Below are 16,522 nucleotides of genomic sequence, written 5' to 3'. Positions count from 1 at the left end.
CAACATGTTGGACGCCGACGACATTGAGCATGCCAGCCGGATCAGCGAGCTGGGCGGCATGCTCGTGGCCAATCTCCCGCCCGATATGGCGCCAGACCGCCTGGAGCGACTTGCGCAGGCCGTCTTGCAGCGACTGGCGTCGAGGCCCTGGCGGACGGTCGTGCTGGACTGTTCGGCCGTGCTCGTGATGGACAGCCATGACTTCGCGCGCCTGGCCGATCTGGGAGGCATGTGCCAGCTGTTGGGCGCCCGCGCCTATCTGGCAGCGCTGAATCCGGGCATCGCCATCCACCTCGCGCTCACACAATCGGAGGCTCCGGCGCTGCGCTTTTGTCGCGATCTGGATCATGCGCGCAGCATGGCCGAGGCGGAGGCGGCTTCATGAGCCCCGAACACCGACTTGTGGAGGCCCTAAGCCCGCCCGGCGGGCCGATTTACGGTGCGAAGGACGCTCTGACGGGTGAGCAGCAGGTGGTTTTCCGGCTGCGCAGCGAGCTGGACCTGCAGCTGGCGCTGAGCCATTTACCACGGACCGTGTTGCTGGCCGGCGTCGCCGAGGCGCAGCGCACGCTGCTGTGCACCATCGCTGCCGAACTCGGCAGCAACATGCTCAAGTTCGCGCATGGCGGCGATCTGCGCGTGTGCCGGTGCCAGAAGTCCGGCCAGGACATGATCGAAATCCTGTCCGAGGATACCGGCCCCGGCATCGCTGACGTGCCGGCTGCCGTGTGTGAACACTTCAGCACCGCGGGCACACTAGGCCTGGGTCTGCCTGGTGTGATCCGCATGGCGGACCAAGTTCACATTGAGACAGGCCCGGGCTGTGGCACGAGCGTGCGAGCCCTCACGTGCCTTGGGGAAGGACCACCTCAAAAGCGTGCACACCTGACTTATCTCCTCCGCCCGGGTGCGAAGCCGACGGCGCTCCAGATGAGTTGTGGCCGGGAAACCCGCCCCTGCCTGGGGCAACCTATTTCTGGCGATGCCATCGTGTTCCGGCAGATCACGAGCGGCCAGCTCCTTGTCGCGATGATTGACGCGTCCGGCCACGGGCCGCGCGCCAACGATCTGGTCATGCGCCTGGTGGCCCTGGTGGAGGGACATCCGCGACCGGACATCGTGCCGCTGCTCGAGGCCCTGCACCAGGCCTGCCGCAACACGGCTGGCGCCGCGGCGGGCGTGGCGCGTATCGATCCTGTGGCGCACCTGCTGCGCTATGCCGGTGTCGGCAATGTGCGCGCGCACTTGTTGGGGCCAGGATCTGGCGAACGGGCTTGGGCCGGCGTGTCGCGTAACGGCGTTCTCGGCGACCGTTTCCCGACACCCTTCGTGCAACAGGTCCGGCTTTCGCCGGGGCAGGTGCTGTTGCTCTGTTCGGATGGCGTCAGCGAGTCGCTGGGTGGCTTTCGCGGCGGCCTGCCAGGAACGAGCGATGCACCGGCCCTGGCCCATCAGGTGGTGAGCCAATGTGGCCAGGCCCTCGACGACGCAGCTTGTGCCGTGGTGAGGCTGGCATGACGGAGCGCGCGGTGCCCTTGGGTGAGGTGCGGCTCGGCGGCGCCTTTGCTCATGTCAATGCGCGACGAAAGCTGCTGAGCATGCTGGCCCGTTGCCACACTCTCGGCACGACTCAGGCGATCGGCTGCTGCAGCCTGCTGTCAGAGATCTGCGCGCCGGTGCTACGCCGCCTGCCAGCGCTCCGGCTGCGGGCCGATCTTGCGCCTGACGGGCGGTCCCTGCGCCTCGAGATCACCCCGGCCGGCACGCAGGACTGGCCGGACATCGCGCTGCCGGCCCATCTGGGCGCTGGCCTGGAGCTCGGCAGGGTGCGCAATGGCATCTACCTGCGCTGCCAGCTGACGGGCGCGCCGAGCCCGGGCGAGGTGGAGGCGATGCGGCAGCAGTTTCAGGAGGCGAGCCGCGAGGAGTTGTTCGAGCTGATCCAGGCGCAGAACCGCGAGCTCGCCGCGGCCAACGAACTGGCCGAAGCGGCAACCCGCGCCAAGAGCGATTTCCTGGCCAACATGAGCCATGAGATTCGCACGCCGATGAATGCCGTGCTCGGCATGACCTATCTGGCGTTGCAGACCGACCTGGATACGCGGCAGTTCGACTACCTGAACAAGATCCAGAGTTCGGGTCAGCACCTCCTCGCGATCATCAACGACATCCTCGACTTCTCGAAGATCGAGGCCGGTCGCATGGAATTGGAGCGGGTCGAATTTGACCTCGAGGTTGTGCTCGAGAACCTCGCCATGCTTGTGGGCGAGCGCGCCGAGGCCAAGGGGCTGGAGTTGCTGTTCGATGTCGATCCCCACATCGACTTCATGCTCGTGGGTGACGCTCTCCGGTTCGGCCAGATCCTCATCAACCTCACGAACAACGCGATCAAGTTCACCGAACAGGGCGAGATCGCGGTGCACGTGCGCAGCGTCGCTTTGCATGAAACGTCGGTGGAGTTGCGCATCGAGGTGTCGGATACCGGCATGGGCATGACGGATGAGCAGGCGCGGGGGTTGTTCCGATCGTTCCAGCAGGCCGACACCTCCGTCACGCGGCGTTTCGGTGGTACGGGCCTTGGATTGGCGATCTCGAAAGCCCTCGTCGAGCTGATGCATGGCCAGATCGGCGCGATCAGCGAGCCCGGCAAGGGCAGCACGTTCTGGTGCACGGCCAATTTCGGACGCGGGCATGCCAAACCTATGCTGCGGCCGGCTGCCGAGGTCGAGGGGCGACGGATCCTCGTCGTCGACGACCATGAGGGCACGCGCAACGCACTCATGCAGGTATTGCTGGGCATGGGCTTCAGCGTTGAGCAGGCCGAGGGTGGCGCCGAGGCTCTGCAGCGGATTCCGCGCGCCGCCGTCGCAGGCAAACCCTACGATGTGGTGCTACTGGACTGGCGCATGCCCCACATGGACGGTATCGAAGTGCGCCGCCAGCTATTGGCGCAGTCCGTGGGTCGGCCGCCGCCTTGCATCCTCCTCACAGGTTACGGGCGTGAGCAGGTGATCCGCGAGGCCGAACAGGCAGGCTTTGCAGGCGTGCTCATCAAGCCTGTATGCGCCAGCCTGCTTTCCAATACCGTCGATGGATTGTTGAACGTGCAAGTGCCCACGCTCGCCTCGGGACGCCATGTGGCCGTCGTACCGGTGGCGACGCGTTTCGAGGGCCTGCGAGTGCTGCTGGCCGAGGACAACGAGGTCAACCAGCAGGTGGTCACGGAGTTGCTGCACTCGGTGGGTGCAGCCGTGACCGTCGCGAGCAATGGCGAGGAGGCGTTGCGGCACCTGGAGTCGGGCGGGCACGATATCGTGCTGATGGACATGCAGATGCCGCTGATGGACGGGATGAGCGCGGCTCGCGCCTGGCGTCGCCGTGAGCGCGAAAGGAGCGACGGCAAGCACATCCCCATCTTGGCCCTGACGGCAAATGCGATGGCGGGCGACCGTGAGCGCTGCCTGGAGGCCGGCATGGACGACCACCTTGGCAAGCCCCTCGATCCCACCAGGCTTTTCGACCGTATCGAGCGCTGGTGCCCCGGCGCTGCAAGGGCGGCTCGCACCGCCCCCTGCACTCCTGGCGATGACCCGCCGTTGAATCTTGACGTCTTGCGCGACGGTGGGCTGGAGGTGGACCTGGCACTGGGCCGGCTCATGAACAAGACCGCCCTATATGCGTCCGTCGTCGAACGGTTCCGCAACGACCGCCAAGGCCACCTGCATCAGGTCACGCAGGCCCTGGAGTCAGGCGATCATGCCGCCGCGGTACGCGCGGCCCACACCGCCCGCAGCGTGGCGGGCCTGCTCGGTGCTGCACAACTGGCGCGGTCAGCGGGCCTCCTGGAGATGGCGCTGGAGCGGCATGATGATGCCGCCGCCACCCTCGCGCTGTCCCAGGGGCTCGATCTGCAGCAGGCTCTGCTGGCGCTGCTGGAGGGTGCAGCACGACGCGGGCCCGGCACGCCTTCGGCCTCTGATCCGAGCCGTGCTCGGGCGCAACTGCGAGTCTTCCGGCAACTCCTGGAAACAGACAACGCTCAGGCGCTGATCCTTTTTGATCGCGAGCGCGAGCTGTTGAGTCAAGTGCTGGGCGGTTCCGCCAGCGCTGTCGAGGATGCCATGCGACGGTTCGAGTTCCGGCGCGCGCTGGATATGCTGCCGCACTCCGGGTCTCGGTGAGGCGTCAGTGAGGCTGAGTCAACGGCTCCCGAAGCGGCGCAGGCATCGGGCGCGCGAGTCGCCCGCCGGGCCGCGTGCGGCGAACCCGTCGCTTCGAACCGAGGGGCTGGCCGTGGGCTCACGGGTAGGGAGGTAGGGCGACGGCCGTGCAGGCGGCGTCGAGGCGCCTGGATGTGCCGAACTCCTTATCTAAACTCAGGGCTATGAAATCGCGCGCCTTCGTTCCAGAGAAGCTTGACCTCGCCGCCTTCGCGCATGACGGCGCCAGCCTGGAGGGCGAATGGCCCGCGGCCGCGCTGGAGCGCCTGGCCGATGCGGCCGCGCCCGAGGCGCCGGCCACCGGCTGGCCGCCTCTGGGCTGGAGCCTGCACGGCGAGGTCCGCCGGCCCAAGGCCGCCGCTGCGCAGACCTGGCTGCATCTGACCGCGTCGGCCCAGGTCGCGCTGACCTGCCAGCGCTGCTTGAAGCCGGTGCCGGAGGCCATTGCCATCGATCGCTGGATCCGCTTCGTCGATACCGAGGCTGAAGCCGCCGCACTGGATGTGGACAGCGACGACGATGTGCTGGCCCTGCCGCGCCACCTCGATGCGCGCGAGCTGATCGAGGACGAGCTGCTGCTGGCCCTGCCGCTCGTGCCGCGCCACGAGCATTGCCCGGAGCCGCTGGCGGTTGCTGACGAAGAAGGCGAGCCCGTGCCGGAAGAGCGGCCCAACCCCTTCGCCGCGCTGGCCGCGCTCAAGCGCAAGGACGGCTGACGATCATGCCGAGCCTGCCGCTCCAGCCGCCTGTGAAGCGCGCGCCTTGGCGTTTTTGGCATCCGGTGCTACACTCATGGGCTTTTCTGCGGCCTGGAGTTCGAGCCTTGTTCTCACTCCCCGGGGTCGCAACCCCAAACCCCGCAGATTTCGGAGAATTTCATGGCCGTTCAGCAAAACAAGAAGTCGCCCTCCAAGCGCGGCATGCACCGTTCCCACAACGCCCTGGTGACCCCGGGCACGGCCATCGAGCCGACGACCGGCGAAGTGCATCTGCGTCACCACATCAGCCCCACCGGCTTCTACCGTGGCCGCAAGGTGCTGAAGAGCAAGGCCGACGCGGCCTGATGCTTCGCGCCGCCCGTGGGCGGCGTGCAACGATGAATCTGCCGACCCGGCCTGCGTTTCGCGCAGTGCCGGGTTTGGTCTTTTCTGAACCGTTTTTGCCCGGACCGCCGTCTCGATGACCCACGCGCCCCTGCCCGATCCTGTCCGCCTCGCCGTCGATTGCATGGGCGGCGACCACGGCCCTTCGGTCACGCTGCCGGCCTGCCGCGCCTTCCTCGACAAGCACCCCGGCGCCGAACTCATCCTCGTCGGCCAACCCGAGGCGTTGACCGCCGCCGCAGGCTGGCCGCGCTGCCGCATCGTGGCGGCCAGCGAGGTCGTCACGATGGACGACCCCATCGAGGTGGCGCTGCGCCGCAAGCGCGATTCGTCGATGCGCGTCGCCATCCAGCAGCTTAAGGAGGGCCGTGACGGCGAGCCGGCGGTGGCCCACGCCTGCGTGTCGGCCGGCAACACGGGCGCGCTGATGGCCGTAGCCAAGGTGCTGCTGAAGACGCTGGCGGGCATCGACCGCCCGGCGATCGCGGCGGTCATGCCCAATGCCAAGGGTCGTTTTACGACGGTGCTGGACCTGGGCGCCAATGTCGATTCCTCCGCCGAGAACCTGCTGCAGTTCGCGGTCATGGGCAGCGCGCTCGTGGGAGCCGTGGATGGCATCGAAGAGCCCAGCGTCGGCCTGCTCAATATCGGCGAAGAGGCCATCAAGGGCAGCGAGACCATCAAGCAGGCCGGCGAGCTGCTGCGTGCGGCCGGGGCTGCCGGCCAGCTGAACTTCCACGGCAACGTCGAGGGCAACGACATCTTCAAGGGCACGACCGACATCGTCGTCTGCGATGGTTTCGTCGGCAACGTGATGCTCAAGGCCTCCGAAGGCCTGGCCGGCATGATGGGCGGCTTCATCAAGGCGGAGTTCGGGCGCGACTGGCTCAGCAAGCTCGCGGCGCTGGTCGCGCTGCCGGTGCTGAACCGCTTCAAGCGACGTGTCGACCATCGCCGATTCAACGGCGCGGCACTGCTCGGTCTGCGCGGCCTGGTCTTCAAGAGCCATGGCTCGGCCGACGCCTTCGCCTTCGAGCAGGCATTGGCCCGCGCTTATGATGCCGCCCGCAACCGGTTGCTTGACCGGGTGCACGAGCGCATCGTCGGCACGCTGCAAGCGTCAGCGACCGATGCCGGACACAACACCGGAGACAGCGCGGCGACGGCCGCGCAGGCTGCATGACTTCCCCCCGCTATTCCCGCATCCTCGGCACCGGCAGTTTCCTGCCCACTGACCGGGTGACCAACCAGGCCCTGGCCGAGCGCCTCGCGGCCGACGGCATCGAGACTTCCGACGACTGGATCGTCGAGCGCACCGGCATCCGGGCCCGCCATTTCGCGGCCCCCGACCAGACCTCCAGCGACCTGGCCTTGCCCGCCGCACAGGCCGCGCTCGAGGCCGCCGGCGTCAAGGCCGAGGAGCTCGACCTCATCATCGTCGCGACGTCCACGCCCGACATGGTCTTCCCGTCCACCGCCTGCCTGCTGCAAAAGAAGCTCGGCGCCTTCGGTTGCGCCGCCTTCGACGTGCAGGCCGTCTGCGCGGGCTTCGTCTACGCGCTCAGCGTGGCCGACTCCATGATCAAGGCCGGCGCGGCCAGCAAGGCCCTGATCGTCGGTGCCGAGGTGTTCTCGCGCATCCTCGACTTCAAGGACCGCACGACCTGCGTGCTGTTCGGCGATGGCGCCGGCGCCGTCGTGCTGGGGGCCAGCGACACGCCGGGCATCCTCGCGACCGAGCTGCGTGCCGACGCGCGCCACTCCGACATCCTCTGCACGCCCGGCACCGTGTCCGGTGGCCAGGTCATCGGCTCGCCGCTGCTGAGGATGGACGGCCAGGCCGTCTTCAAGGTCGCCGTCGGCGTGCTGGAGAAGGTCGCCCGCTCGGTGCTCGACAAGGCCGGCCTGACCGATGCCGACATCGACTGGCTGATCCCCCACCAGGCCAATATCCGCATCATGCAGGGCACGGCCAAGAAGCTGCGCATGCCGCTGGACAAGCTCATCGTCACCGTCGACGAGCATGGCAACACCTCGGCCGCCTCGGTGCCGCTGGCGCTCGACGTGGCCGTGCGCAGCGGCCGTGTGCGGCGCGGCGACACCTTGATGCTGGAAGGCGTCGGCGGCGGCTTCACCTGGGGCGCGGCCCTGCTGAACTACTGAAATTCCCATGTCTGCACAATTTGCTGTCGTCTTCCCCGGCCAGGGCTCCCAGGCCGTGGGCATGCTGGATGCCTGGGGAGACCACCCCGAAGTCCGCCGTACCCTCGAAGAAGCCTCGGCCGCCCTGGGCGAGGACATGGCCGCGCTGATCCATGCCGGCCCCAAGGAGCAGCTGGACCTGACCACCAACACCCAGCCCGTCATGCTGACGGCCGGCATCGCCTGCTGGCGCGCCTTCGTCGCCGAAACCGGCGCAGTGCCCGTCGCCGCGGCCGGCCACAGCCTGGGCGAGTACACGGCGCTGGTTGCCGCCGGCGCGCTGAGCCTGGCCGACGCGCTGCCGCTGGTGCGCTTCCGTGCCCAGGCCATGCAGGAGGCCGTGCCGGTCGGCGCCGGCGCCATGTACGCCATCCTGGGCCTGGACGGCCAGGCCGTCCGCGAGGGCTGTGCCAAGGCCGCGGCCGAAACCGGCGAGGCCATCGAGGCGGTCAACTTCAACGACCCCAAGCAGACCGTCATCGCCGGCAGCAAGGCCGGTGCCGAGAAGGCCGCCGAGATCCTGAAGGCCATGGGCGCCAAGCGCGCGCTGCCGCTGGCGGTGTCCGCGCCCTTCCACTCCAGCTTGATGAAGCCGGCCGCCGAGCGCCTGAAGGACAGGCTCGCCACGGTGCAGTTCCAGGCTGCCGCCTTCCCGGTCGTCAACAACATCGACGTCGCCGTGACCGAGAGCGCCGATGCACTGCGTGACGCCCTCTACCGCCAGGCCTTCGGGCCGGTGCGCTGGGTCGAGGTCGTGCAGGCGCTCAAGGCCCGCGGCGTGAACCACCTCATCGAGGCCGGCCCCGGCAAGGTGTTGACCGGCATGGCCAAGCGCATCGACGCCGAGCTGCAGGCCGCCTGCGTCTTCGACCCCGCCTCGCTGACCGAGGCCCGCGCCCTGCTCGGAGGCTGAATCCATGACTGAAACTGCATCCAAGGGCGTCGCCCTCGTCACCGGCGCCAGCCGCGGCATCGGCCGCGCCATCGCGCTGCGCCTGGCCGAAGCCGGCTGGCGCGTGATCGGCACCGCCACGTCCGAATCCGGCGCCACCGGCATCACCGAGGCGCTCGCGTCCCACGGCGGCCGCGGCATCGTGCTGAACGTGACCGATGGTGCAGCCGCCCAGGCCGCCATCGATGACATCGTCGCCAAGGAAGGCGGCCTGCAACTCCTCGTCAACAACGCCGGCATCACGCGCGACATGCTGTCCATGCGCATGAAGGACGAGGACTGGGACGCCGTCATCGACACCAATCTGAAGGCGGTCTTCCGCCTCGCGCGCGCGGCCACCAAGCCGATGATGAAGCAGCGCGGCGGCCGTATCGTCAACATCACTTCCGTCGTCGGCGCCTCCGGCAATGCCGGCCAGGCCAACTACGCGGCGGCCAAGGCCGGCGTCGCGGGCCTGACCCGCTCGCTGGCCCGCGAACTGGGCAGCCGCAACATCACGGTCAACTGCATCGCGCCGGGCTTCATCGCCACCGACATGACCGAGGTGCTGCCCGAGGCCCAGAAGGCCGCGCTGCTGGCCCAGATCCCGCTGGGCCGCCTGGGTTCGGCCGACGAGATCGCCGCCGCCGTGGTCTTCCTCGCGTCACCGGGCGCGGCCTACATTACCGGCACCGAACTGCACGTCAACGGCGGCATGTTCATGTCCTGACCCCTGGTGGCCTGCGGACCCTTCCAGGCCACCCCGGCACCTTGAACTAGGGGTGCCACTCTAGAGCCCGTAGAATGGCGGGCTGTTTTCAGCAAACCCCTCCTGGAGGAGTCATGAGCGATATCGAAGCACGAGTCAAGAAAATCATCGCCGAGCAACTCGGCGTGGCGGAAGCCGACGTCACGAACGGGAAGGCATTCGTCGCCGACCTGGGCGCCGATTCTCTGGACACCGTGGAACTGGTGATGGCCCTCGAAGACGAGTTCGGCATCGAGATCCCGGACGAAGAGGCCGAGAAGATCACCACCGTGCAACTGGCGATCGACTACGCCGTCAAGCACCAGAAGGCCTGAGCGCCTTTTCGGCCTCAGCCCCTTCTCTCGCAACTCTCTGATCCGCACTGCATGACCCGTCGCCGCGTTGTCGTCACCGGTCTTGGCCTGATCAGTCCCGTCGGCAACACCGTTGCCGAAGGTTGGGCCAATATCCTCGCCGGTCGTTCCGGCATTGCCACCGTCACCCGCTTCGACGCCAGCATCCTGGCGTGCCACTTCGCGGGTGAGGTCAAGGGCTTCAACATCGAGGATTACATCCCCGCCAAGGAAGCCCGGCACATGGATGCCTTCATCCATTACGGCCTGGCGGCTGCGTTTCAGGCGGTGCGGGACTCCGGTATCCCCACCGGCGATCAACTGACCGAAGAACAGGCCGAGCGCATCGGCGTGCTCGTGGGCTCGGGCATCGGCGGCCTGCCGATGATCGAGGACACCCACACCGAGCTGATGAACCGTGGCCCGCGCCGCATCTCGCCGTTCTTCATCCCGGCCTCGATCATCAACATGATCTCGGGCCACGTCTCCATCAACTTCGGCTTCCAGGGCCCCAACCTGGCGATCGTGACAGCCTGCACCACGGGTCTGCACGCGATCGGGGAAGCCGGCCGCCTCATCGAGTACGGCGATGCCGACGTGATGATCGCGGGCGGTTCCGAAGGTGCGGTGTCGGCGCTGGGCATTGGCGGCTTCGCCTCGGCCCGGGCGCTCTCCACCCGCAATGACGATCCCGCGACCGCGTCCCGCCCCTGGGACAAGGACCGCGACGGCTTCGTGCTGGGCGAGGGCGCCGGCGTGCTGGTGCTCGAAGAGTACGAACACGCCAAGAGGCGCGGCGCCAAGATCTACTGCGAGCTGGTTGGCTTCGGCATGGGCTCGGACGCCTATCACATGACCGCGCCCAACGTCGACGGCCCCAAGCGCTCCATGCGCGCGGCGCTGCGCAACGCGGGCATGAACCCCGACCAGATCCAATACATGAACGCCCACGGCACGTCCACGCCGCTGGGCGACGTGAACGAGACCAACGCCATCAAGCTGGCCTTCGGCGACCACGCCAAGAAGATGGTCGTCAGCTCGACCAAGTCCATGACCGGCCACCTGCTGGGCGGCGCGGGCGGTATCGAGTCGGTCTTCACCGCACTGGCCATCCGCGACCAGGTCGCGCCGCCGACGATCAATATCTTCAACCAGGACCCCGAGTGCGACCTGGACTACTGCGCCAACGAGGCGCGGCCGATGAAGATCGATGTCGCGGCGAAGAACAACTTCGGCTTCGGCGGCACCAACGGCACGCTGATCTTCAAGCGCGTCTAAGCCCCAGCCGGCCGCGCGATGCGCCGCACGCCGCCCGTCGTCGTGCAACTGTCGCCGCAGCCCGCGGTGCAGGCCGTCGTGGCCCTCATCGCCACGCTCGCATCGGGCGGGCTGGCCGTCTGGGCCATCAGCCACCAGGACAAGGCCTGGCCCGTGCTGCTGGTCGTGCCATTCGTGGCGCTCTGGGCCTGGTGGGCCGCCGCTGTGCGGCCACGCAGCCTGCGCTGGGATGGGCAGGCCCGGTGGCTGGCCGAACCCCATCGCGATGACGAAACCGCCGTGCAAGTCGCCGTGCTGATCGACCTCGACGCATGGCTGCTGCTGCGCGCCGGCCCGGGGCCGCGCTGGCTGGCGCGGTCGCGGCACCAGCAGGCCGCGCATTGGGGTGCCCTGCGTGCGACCTTGTTCGCCGCGCCGGCAGTGCCGCAATGAGCAATCCCGACGCCGACGCGCTGCTGGTGCGCGAGGCCCAGGCCGGCAATCGGGCCGCCTTCGACATGCTGGTGCTGAAATACCAGCGCCGTGTCGAGCGCCTGCTCGCGCGCAGCGTGCGCTCGCCCGAAGACGTGGCCGACCTCTGCCAGGAAACCTTCCTGGCCGCCTATCGGGCGCTGCCGGCCTTCCGCGGCGAGAGCGCCTTCTACACCTGGCTCTACCGCATCGCCGTCAATGCGGCGCAGCGCCACCGCAGCCGGCACAGGCCAGCCGGGTCGCTGGATGACGAGGACGGAACTTTTGGCACCGAGGTGGCTCCAACCGAAGATGCGACCCCCGAAGCCTTGCTGGCGAGCCGGCAGCTGGCCCAGGGGCTGAATGCGGCGGTCGAGGCGCTGGCCGAGGACCAGCGCCGCGCCCTGCTGCTGCGAGAGGTGGATGGCTTGAGCTACGAAGAGATCGCCGACCTGCTGGACTGCCCGCCCGGTACCGTGCGCTCGCGCATCTTCCGCGCACGCGAGGCCGTGGCCGCGCGGCTCAGGCCGCTGCTGGGCGGCGGGGGAGGGCGGCGATGGTGAGCCCGGGTGATGAAGCGCTGAACGAGGCGCTGAACGAGGCGCTGTCCGCCGTGATGGACGGCCGCGCGACGCCGGCCGACTGGGCGCGCGTCAGCGAGGACTGGGCACGCGACCCGGCGCTGCGCGAGCGCTGGGCGCATTGGCATGCGGCCGGCGATGGCCTGCGCGCCGCCGAGTTGCCCGCCCTGCATCGCGACCCCGAGGCCTTGCTGGCGGCCCTGCATGCGCAATTGCCGGCGCCGGTTGTCGAGCATCCGCGTCGTCGCGACTGGCTGGCGCCGCTGGCTGTCGCGGCGGGCTTCGTCGCGATGGCTCTTGGCATCGGTGCGCTGAGGCCGGCCCAGGCTCCCGGTGAGGTCGTGGCCGCGGTGCCGGTCACATTGGCCCGCGCGCAGGGGCTTGGCGGTGCCAGCTTTGCACAGACCGCCGCAGGCCGTACGCTGCCTTCTATCGGCATCCTCGCGGGCGAGCCGGCGCCAGAGATCGTGGATTGGGAACTGAGCCTGCCCGAACCGGCCGCCTCGCGGCCCGTCGCTGAAGTCCCTGGCCGTTAGCCTTGCGTTGTTCCACCTGACCCCTTCGTTGTCGCATTCCTGGAAACTCAATATGCACGCTGAGAACCGCCCCCATCCCGCCCGTGCACGCCTGCTGCTGTCGGGCACGGCGCTGGCGCTCGCCTTCGCCTTTGGCCAGCCGACCGCCGCGGCCCAGGCCCGCGAGCTGCCGGACTTCACCGAGCTGGTCGAGCGCGTCGGCCCGGCCGTCGTCAACATCCGCACGGCCGAGAAGGTCAAGCTGGCCGACAACCAGGGCGAGATGAACGAGCAGATGCAGGAGTTCTTCCGCCGCTTCGGCATCCCCGTGCCCAACCAGCGCCGCGGCGCGCCGCGCGACGGCACGCCGGGCGGGGAAGACGATGCACCGACCCGCCGCGGCGTCGGCTCGGGCTTCATCCTCAGCGCCGACGGCTATGTGATGACCAACGCCCACGTCGTGCAGGGCGCCGACGAGGTCATCGTCACGCTGACCGACAAGCGCGAGCTCAAGGCCAAGATCATCGGTGTCGACCAGCGCTCCGACGTGGCCGTCGTCAAGGTCGAAGCCAGCGGGCTGCCGGTCGTGAAGATCGGCGACAGCAACAGGGCCAAGGTCGGCGAATGGGTCATGGCCATCGGCTCGCCGTTCGGCCTCGAGAACTCGGTGACGGCCGGCATCATCAGCGCCAAGCAGCGCGACACCGGTGACCTGCTGCCGCTGATCCAGACCGACGTGGCCATCAACCCCGGCAACTCCGGCGGCCCGCTCGTCAACATGCGCGGCGAGGTCATCGGCATCAACTCGCAGATCTACAGCCAGAGCGGTGGCTACATGGGCATCTCCTTCGCGATCCCGATCGCCGACGCGATGCGTGTGGCCGACGAACTGCGCGCCGGCGGCCATGTCGTGCGCGGCTTCCTCGGCGTGCTGCCCGACGACATCACCAAGGAAGTGGCCGAGGCCATCGGGCTGGGCAAGCCAGCTGGTGCCGTCGTGCGCAACGTGACGGCCGGCAGCCCGGCGGAGAAGGGGGGCGTCGAGGGCGGTGACGTCATCACCAAGGTCGACGGCAAGCCGGTGGACAAGGCCGCCGACCTGCGCCGCCTGATCGCCGCCGTGAAGCCCGGCGCCAAGGCGACGCTGACCGTGTTCCGCCGCGGCGGCTACAAGGACCTGGTCGTCACCATCGGCGAGGACGAGCGCAGCAAGCGCCAGGGCGCGGCTGCCGCGGCTGGTGATGGCGAGGCCGCGCCGGCCGCGGCGCCGAGTGCGGTCCTGGGCTTGAAGGTGTCGGAGCTGACCGAGGCCCAGCGCAAGGACCTGAAGATCAAGTCCGGGGTCAAGGTCGATGCCGCCACCGGCGCCGCCGCCCGCGCCGGCTTGCGCGAGGGCGATCTGATCCTGTCGGTGGACAACGTCGAGGTGGGCTCGGTCAAGGCCTTCCAGGCGCAGATCGCCAAGGCCGACAAGGCCAAGGTCATCAATCTGGTCGTGCGCCGGGATGACGTTGTCAGCTTTGTGCTGCTGAAGCCGACTCGCTGAGCGGGCGCCGGGGACGGGTCCTGCGGCCCATCCGAAGGCCGACTGCGTTGCCGTCGTTTATGGCTGAGACAGTGCCCATCGGCAGCCATTCGCTGTTCAAGGACGCGTGATCTCGCGATCGCGAGACTACCCTCGTAGCCGCCGACATGCTGAGGCCGGCAGCTACCAGCGACAGGCTTCACGGGCAGCGGTTCGCGACGCGAGGCGATGGACGAGGTCGTCGACTGGCTGTCGTTCTACAACCATCGACGGCTCCACTCGTCGCTGGGCTACGTCAGTCCGATGCAGTTCGAAAGGGCATGGCTTGCCGCCCAACAAAGGCAAGCCGCGTAATGGTCTCAGCTATGTGATCCGGGAAACGCGGGCAAGGTCACCTCAGGCTGCGGCGCGAGCCAAGTCAAAGACTTGGCCGTCCCTAAGCTGCACAACCCGCTGTGCCCCAGCGATGGTCTCGGGGCGATGCGCGACAATCAGCCGAGTCAGCTGCAACCGAGTGATCGCCGACGCCACAGCACGCTCATTGCCCAAGTCTAAATGGCTTGTTGCTTCATCGAGGGCCAGCACTCGCGGCTGCTTGTATAGAGCTCTGGCCAGTAGTAGGCGTTGCTTCTGTCCGCCCGAGAGACCTGAGCCGAGGTCACCCACTAGCGTCTGGTACCCCATTGACATTCTGGCGATGTCTTCATGCAGCTGGGCGATTCGAGCGCATGTCTCGATGCGAGCCTGATCTGGCCGCAAGTCGAAGAAGCCGATGTTGTCGGCAAGGCTGCCAGTAAGCAGCACGTCCTCCTGCATCACGGTACCAATCTGGCGTCGGTAGTTGGCAATGCCGAGATGGCGAATCGGTCGGCCCCCATATAACACCTCTCCCTCCGTGGGCTTGAGGAGCCCCAGCGCTATTTTGAGCAACGTAGTCTTTCCAGCGCCTGAGACGCCCACAATAGCTACACACTGGCCCGCGTCAATTTTGAAAGTCGCGTCCTTAAGAATCCATGGCTCGCCCTCGCTATAGCGAAAACTGACGCCGCGAAGCTCAATGCATGGATTCAAGTGTGAGAGATCGTTTGCTGGGGCCTCGTCTGGCTCGGGTGGTTCTAAGCAGATATCAGCTAAACGTTCAGCGTGTAGGCCAAGCATTTTGAGCTCAACTGCATAATTAATTAAGGCTGAAACCCGACCAGAAAACTGGCTTTTGTAACTTATAAAGGCATACAGCATGCCGATAGTCATCCCTGCGCCTGAACTCACGCTACCATTTACCATGCCACTCATGACAAGCTTGGCACCCAGCCAGAGCACCAACAGGTTCTCCAAGCCAGAAAGGAAGGTGTTTGCTGTCGAGAAGATCATGCTCATTCTTGCTGTGCGCACGTCGCGATTTTGTACTTCTACGACAAGATTCTGCCAGCGAGCCCGGCGCTCCTGTTCTCGGCCAAATAGCTTCAAGGGCGTGATTGCGCGAAGCGTTTCCAAGAAATGGGTGTTTTCTCTAGCGGCGACGACCAGTCGCTCTGCGGAGGCATTGCGAAAGGGGCCATAGGAGGCCCAACGCAATACGCCGTACAGCACCACTGACCCTACGGTAATCGCCGCGAGCATGGGAGCATAGACAAGCATCATGACCAAGGCTGCAACTGCCATCAATCCATCTAGGATTGCCTCAATTACCGAAGTGGTTAAAGTTTGCTGAATTGCACTAACTGCGCCGAAGCGAGAGGTAATGTCACCTAAATGTCGCTTCTCGAAGAACTCAACTGGCAAACGCACCAAGTGCGCGAAGACAGTCCCCGTCAACTGCAGCGAAAGCGTCTGGCCGAGCACGATGACCATCCAAGAGCGACTCAGACTGATCAGAGTCTGTACAACAAGCAGTAGGCCGAAGCCCAAAACGAGGACAGTCAATAGATCGCGGTCTCCTGACGTCAGCACCTCGTCCACGACCATTTGATTTAGTAGTGGGGCGGCGATGGCGAAGAACTCCAGCACCACCGCGACACAGAGGATTTGCAGGAGTGCACGCTTCAAACCTGTGACCTTGCCAGTCAGCGCCGATAAACTGACGCGTGGGGCGTAGACTTTGGACGTTAATTCACCGATCGGTGTGACTTCTAAAGCCACACCAGTGAAATGTCTGGATACTTCGGAAATGGTAAGTCTACGCTTGCCGACGGCAGGGTCGAGTATTAATGCTTGACTGCCGGAAACCTTCTCCAGAACCACAAAGTGATTCAGATCCCAATGCAATATACATGGGAGACGTAAGGCTCCAAGTTCTTCGAGCTCCAGGCGGACCGCTCGAGGCGCAAAGCCTAACGCTGCTGCAAAGCTACTCAGTTGCTGTAGCGTTACTCCCTTTAAGCCAACCGAAAAGCGACGGCGCAATTCCGATAGATCCTGCTGTAAGTTGTGGGCGCTACATACCATAGCGAGACTAGCGAGACCACATTCACTGGCGTGAGATTGAAGCTGTAGACGCATTGTCATCAATCAATAGTCATGTTCCTGAATCCGTGACTGTTGCCCGAGCTGGGAGCGGCAAGTCGTTGATCTGGCGCGTGAATTGCGCGTAGCAAGGCGCTGGCGGTGGACACCCTG

At 66.6% G+C, this 16,522-nt stretch carries 16 protein-coding genes and 1 pseudogene; 16 read left to right on the top strand and 1 reads right to left on the bottom strand.

The genetic code is table 11. From position 1 onward, the window contains the following. Window positions 1–4: 4 nt before the first annotated feature. The 16 genes and pseudogenes from EV671_RS16920 to EV671_RS16845 all read left to right on the top strand — a co-directional run. A complete protein-coding gene (locus EV671_RS16920) occupies window positions 5–385 on the top strand; it encodes an STAS domain-containing protein (RefSeq protein ID WP_132573862.1) in 381 nt (126 codons plus the stop codon). Further along, a complete protein-coding gene (locus tag EV671_RS16915; RefSeq protein WP_132573860.1) occupies window positions 382–1,518 on the top strand; it encodes a SpoIIE family protein phosphatase in 1,137 nt (378 codons plus the stop codon). Before EV671_RS16920 ends, EV671_RS16915 begins: the two co-directional genes overlap by 4 nt. Further along, entirely contained in the window at window positions 1,515–4,181 is a 2,667-nt protein-coding gene (locus EV671_RS16910; protein ID WP_165917614.1) for a response regulator, read from the top strand. The genes EV671_RS16915 and EV671_RS16910 overlap by 4 nt, the downstream gene beginning before the upstream one ends. A gap of 203 nt (window positions 4,182–4,384) precedes the next feature. Next, window positions 4,385–4,936 (top strand): YceD family protein, encoded by a 552-nt coding sequence (locus tag EV671_RS16905; protein ID WP_132573856.1) that lies wholly within the window; start codon window positions 4,385–4,387, stop codon window positions 4,934–4,936. A gap of 162 nt (window positions 4,937–5,098) precedes the next feature. Continuing rightward, entirely contained in the window at window positions 5,099–5,284 is a 186-nt protein-coding gene (gene rpmF / locus EV671_RS16900; RefSeq protein WP_056876082.1) for a 50S ribosomal protein L32, read from the top strand. A gap of 115 nt (window positions 5,285–5,399) precedes the next feature. Next, the gene (gene plsX, locus EV671_RS16895; RefSeq protein WP_132573854.1) at window positions 5,400–6,506 is read left to right on the top strand and encodes a phosphate acyltransferase PlsX; all 1,107 of its coding nucleotides are present in this window, start codon (window positions 5,400–5,402) and stop codon (window positions 6,504–6,506) included. Next, window positions 6,503–7,486, top strand: coding sequence for a beta-ketoacyl-ACP synthase III (locus EV671_RS16890; RefSeq protein ID WP_132573852.1), 984 nt, complete (start codon window positions 6,503–6,505; stop codon window positions 7,484–7,486). Before plsX ends, EV671_RS16890 begins: the two co-directional genes overlap by 4 nt. Before the next feature lie 7 nt (window positions 7,487–7,493). After that, a complete protein-coding gene (gene fabD / locus EV671_RS16885) occupies window positions 7,494–8,438 on the top strand; it encodes an ACP S-malonyltransferase (RefSeq protein WP_132573850.1) in 945 nt (314 codons plus the stop codon). Between the two features lie 4 nt (window positions 8,439–8,442). Further along, window positions 8,443–9,186, top strand: a complete 744-nt coding sequence (gene fabG, locus EV671_RS16880) for a 3-oxoacyl-ACP reductase FabG (RefSeq protein ID WP_132573848.1) — start codon at window positions 8,443–8,445, stop codon at window positions 9,184–9,186. 113 nt (window positions 9,187–9,299) lie between these two features. After that, window positions 9,300–9,539: an acyl carrier protein gene (acpP, locus tag EV671_RS16875; RefSeq protein WP_132573846.1), complete on the top strand. Its 240-nt coding sequence runs from the start codon at window positions 9,300–9,302 to the stop codon at window positions 9,537–9,539. A gap of 51 nt (window positions 9,540–9,590) precedes the next feature. Next, window positions 9,591–10,835 (top strand): beta-ketoacyl-ACP synthase II, encoded by a 1,245-nt coding sequence (gene fabF / locus EV671_RS16870; RefSeq protein ID WP_132573844.1) that lies wholly within the window; start codon window positions 9,591–9,593, stop codon window positions 10,833–10,835. Window positions 10,836–10,853: 18 nt separating this feature from the next. Next, complete coding sequence (locus EV671_RS16865) at window positions 10,854–11,267, top strand: hypothetical protein (protein WP_132573842.1); 414 nt, start codon at window positions 10,854–10,856, stop codon at window positions 11,265–11,267. Beyond that, window positions 11,264–11,848, top strand: coding sequence for a sigma-70 family RNA polymerase sigma factor (locus tag EV671_RS16860; protein WP_132573840.1), 585 nt, complete (start codon window positions 11,264–11,266; stop codon window positions 11,846–11,848). Before EV671_RS16865 ends, EV671_RS16860 begins: the two co-directional genes overlap by 4 nt. Then, entirely contained in the window at window positions 11,842–12,402 is a 561-nt protein-coding gene (locus EV671_RS16855; RefSeq protein WP_132573838.1) for a sigma-E factor negative regulatory protein, read from the top strand. The genes EV671_RS16860 and EV671_RS16855 overlap by 7 nt, the downstream gene beginning before the upstream one ends. A 52-nt stretch (window positions 12,403–12,454) precedes the next feature. Continuing rightward, a complete protein-coding gene (locus tag EV671_RS16850) occupies window positions 12,455–13,927 on the top strand; it encodes a Do family serine endopeptidase (protein ID WP_132573836.1) in 1,473 nt (490 codons plus the stop codon). Between the two features lie 192 nt (window positions 13,928–14,119). Continuing rightward, window positions 14,120–14,260: pseudogene (locus tag EV671_RS16845) on the top strand (IS3 family transposase); the annotation flags it as partial. 42 nt (window positions 14,261–14,302) lie between these two features. Here the strand turns inward: EV671_RS16845 and EV671_RS16840 are convergent. After that, window positions 14,303–16,405: a peptidase domain-containing ABC transporter gene (locus tag EV671_RS16840; RefSeq protein ID WP_243655781.1), complete on the bottom strand. Its 2,103-nt coding sequence runs from the start codon at window positions 16,403–16,405 to the stop codon at window positions 14,303–14,305. Window positions 16,406–16,522 lie beyond the last annotated feature (117 nt).

It is taken from the genome of Roseateles saccharophilus, from assembly GCF_004342485.1.
Taxonomy (GTDB): domain Bacteria; phylum Pseudomonadota; class Gammaproteobacteria; order Burkholderiales; family Burkholderiaceae_C; genus Pelomonas; species Pelomonas saccharophila.
This window is presented reverse-complemented; position numbering and strand designations above follow the sequence as displayed.

Coding starts and splice junctions, on each gene's coding strand:
- EV671_RS16860 (WP_132573840.1), top strand. CDS start 11,264: ATGAGCAATCCCGACGCCGACGCGCTGCTGGTGCGCGAGGCCCAGGCC.
- acpP (WP_132573846.1), top strand. CDS start 9,300: ATGAGCGATATCGAAGCACGAGTCAAGAAAATCATCGCCGAGCAACTC.
- EV671_RS16890 (WP_132573852.1), top strand. CDS start 6,503: ATGACTTCCCCCCGCTATTCCCGCATCCTCGGCACCGGCAGTTTCCTG.
- rpmF (WP_056876082.1), top strand. CDS start 5,099: ATGGCCGTTCAGCAAAACAAGAAGTCGCCCTCCAAGCGCGGCATGCAC.
- EV671_RS16920 (WP_132573862.1), top strand. CDS start 5: ATGTTGGACGCCGACGACATTGAGCATGCCAGCCGGATCAGCGAGCTG.
- EV671_RS16915 (WP_132573860.1), top strand. CDS start 382: ATGAGCCCCGAACACCGACTTGTGGAGGCCCTAAGCCCGCCCGGCGGG.
- fabG (WP_132573848.1), top strand. CDS start 8,443: ATGACTGAAACTGCATCCAAGGGCGTCGCCCTCGTCACCGGCGCCAGC.
- EV671_RS16910 (WP_165917614.1), top strand. CDS start 1,515: ATGACGGAGCGCGCGGTGCCCTTGGGTGAGGTGCGGCTCGGCGGCGCC.
- EV671_RS16905 (WP_132573856.1), top strand. CDS start 4,385: ATGAAATCGCGCGCCTTCGTTCCAGAGAAGCTTGACCTCGCCGCCTTC.
- plsX (WP_132573854.1), top strand. CDS start 5,400: ATGACCCACGCGCCCCTGCCCGATCCTGTCCGCCTCGCCGTCGATTGC.
- EV671_RS16850 (WP_132573836.1), top strand. CDS start 12,455: ATGCACGCTGAGAACCGCCCCCATCCCGCCCGTGCACGCCTGCTGCTG.
- EV671_RS16865 (WP_132573842.1), top strand. CDS start 10,854: ATGCGCCGCACGCCGCCCGTCGTCGTGCAACTGTCGCCGCAGCCCGCG.
- fabD (WP_132573850.1), top strand. CDS start 7,494: ATGTCTGCACAATTTGCTGTCGTCTTCCCCGGCCAGGGCTCCCAGGCC.
- fabF (WP_132573844.1), top strand. CDS start 9,591: ATGACCCGTCGCCGCGTTGTCGTCACCGGTCTTGGCCTGATCAGTCCC.
- EV671_RS16855 (WP_132573838.1), top strand. CDS start 11,842: ATGGTGAGCCCGGGTGATGAAGCGCTGAACGAGGCGCTGAACGAGGCG.
- EV671_RS16840 (WP_243655781.1), bottom strand. CDS start 16,405: ATGCGTCTACAGCTTCAATCTCACGCCAGTGAATGTGGTCTCGCTAGT.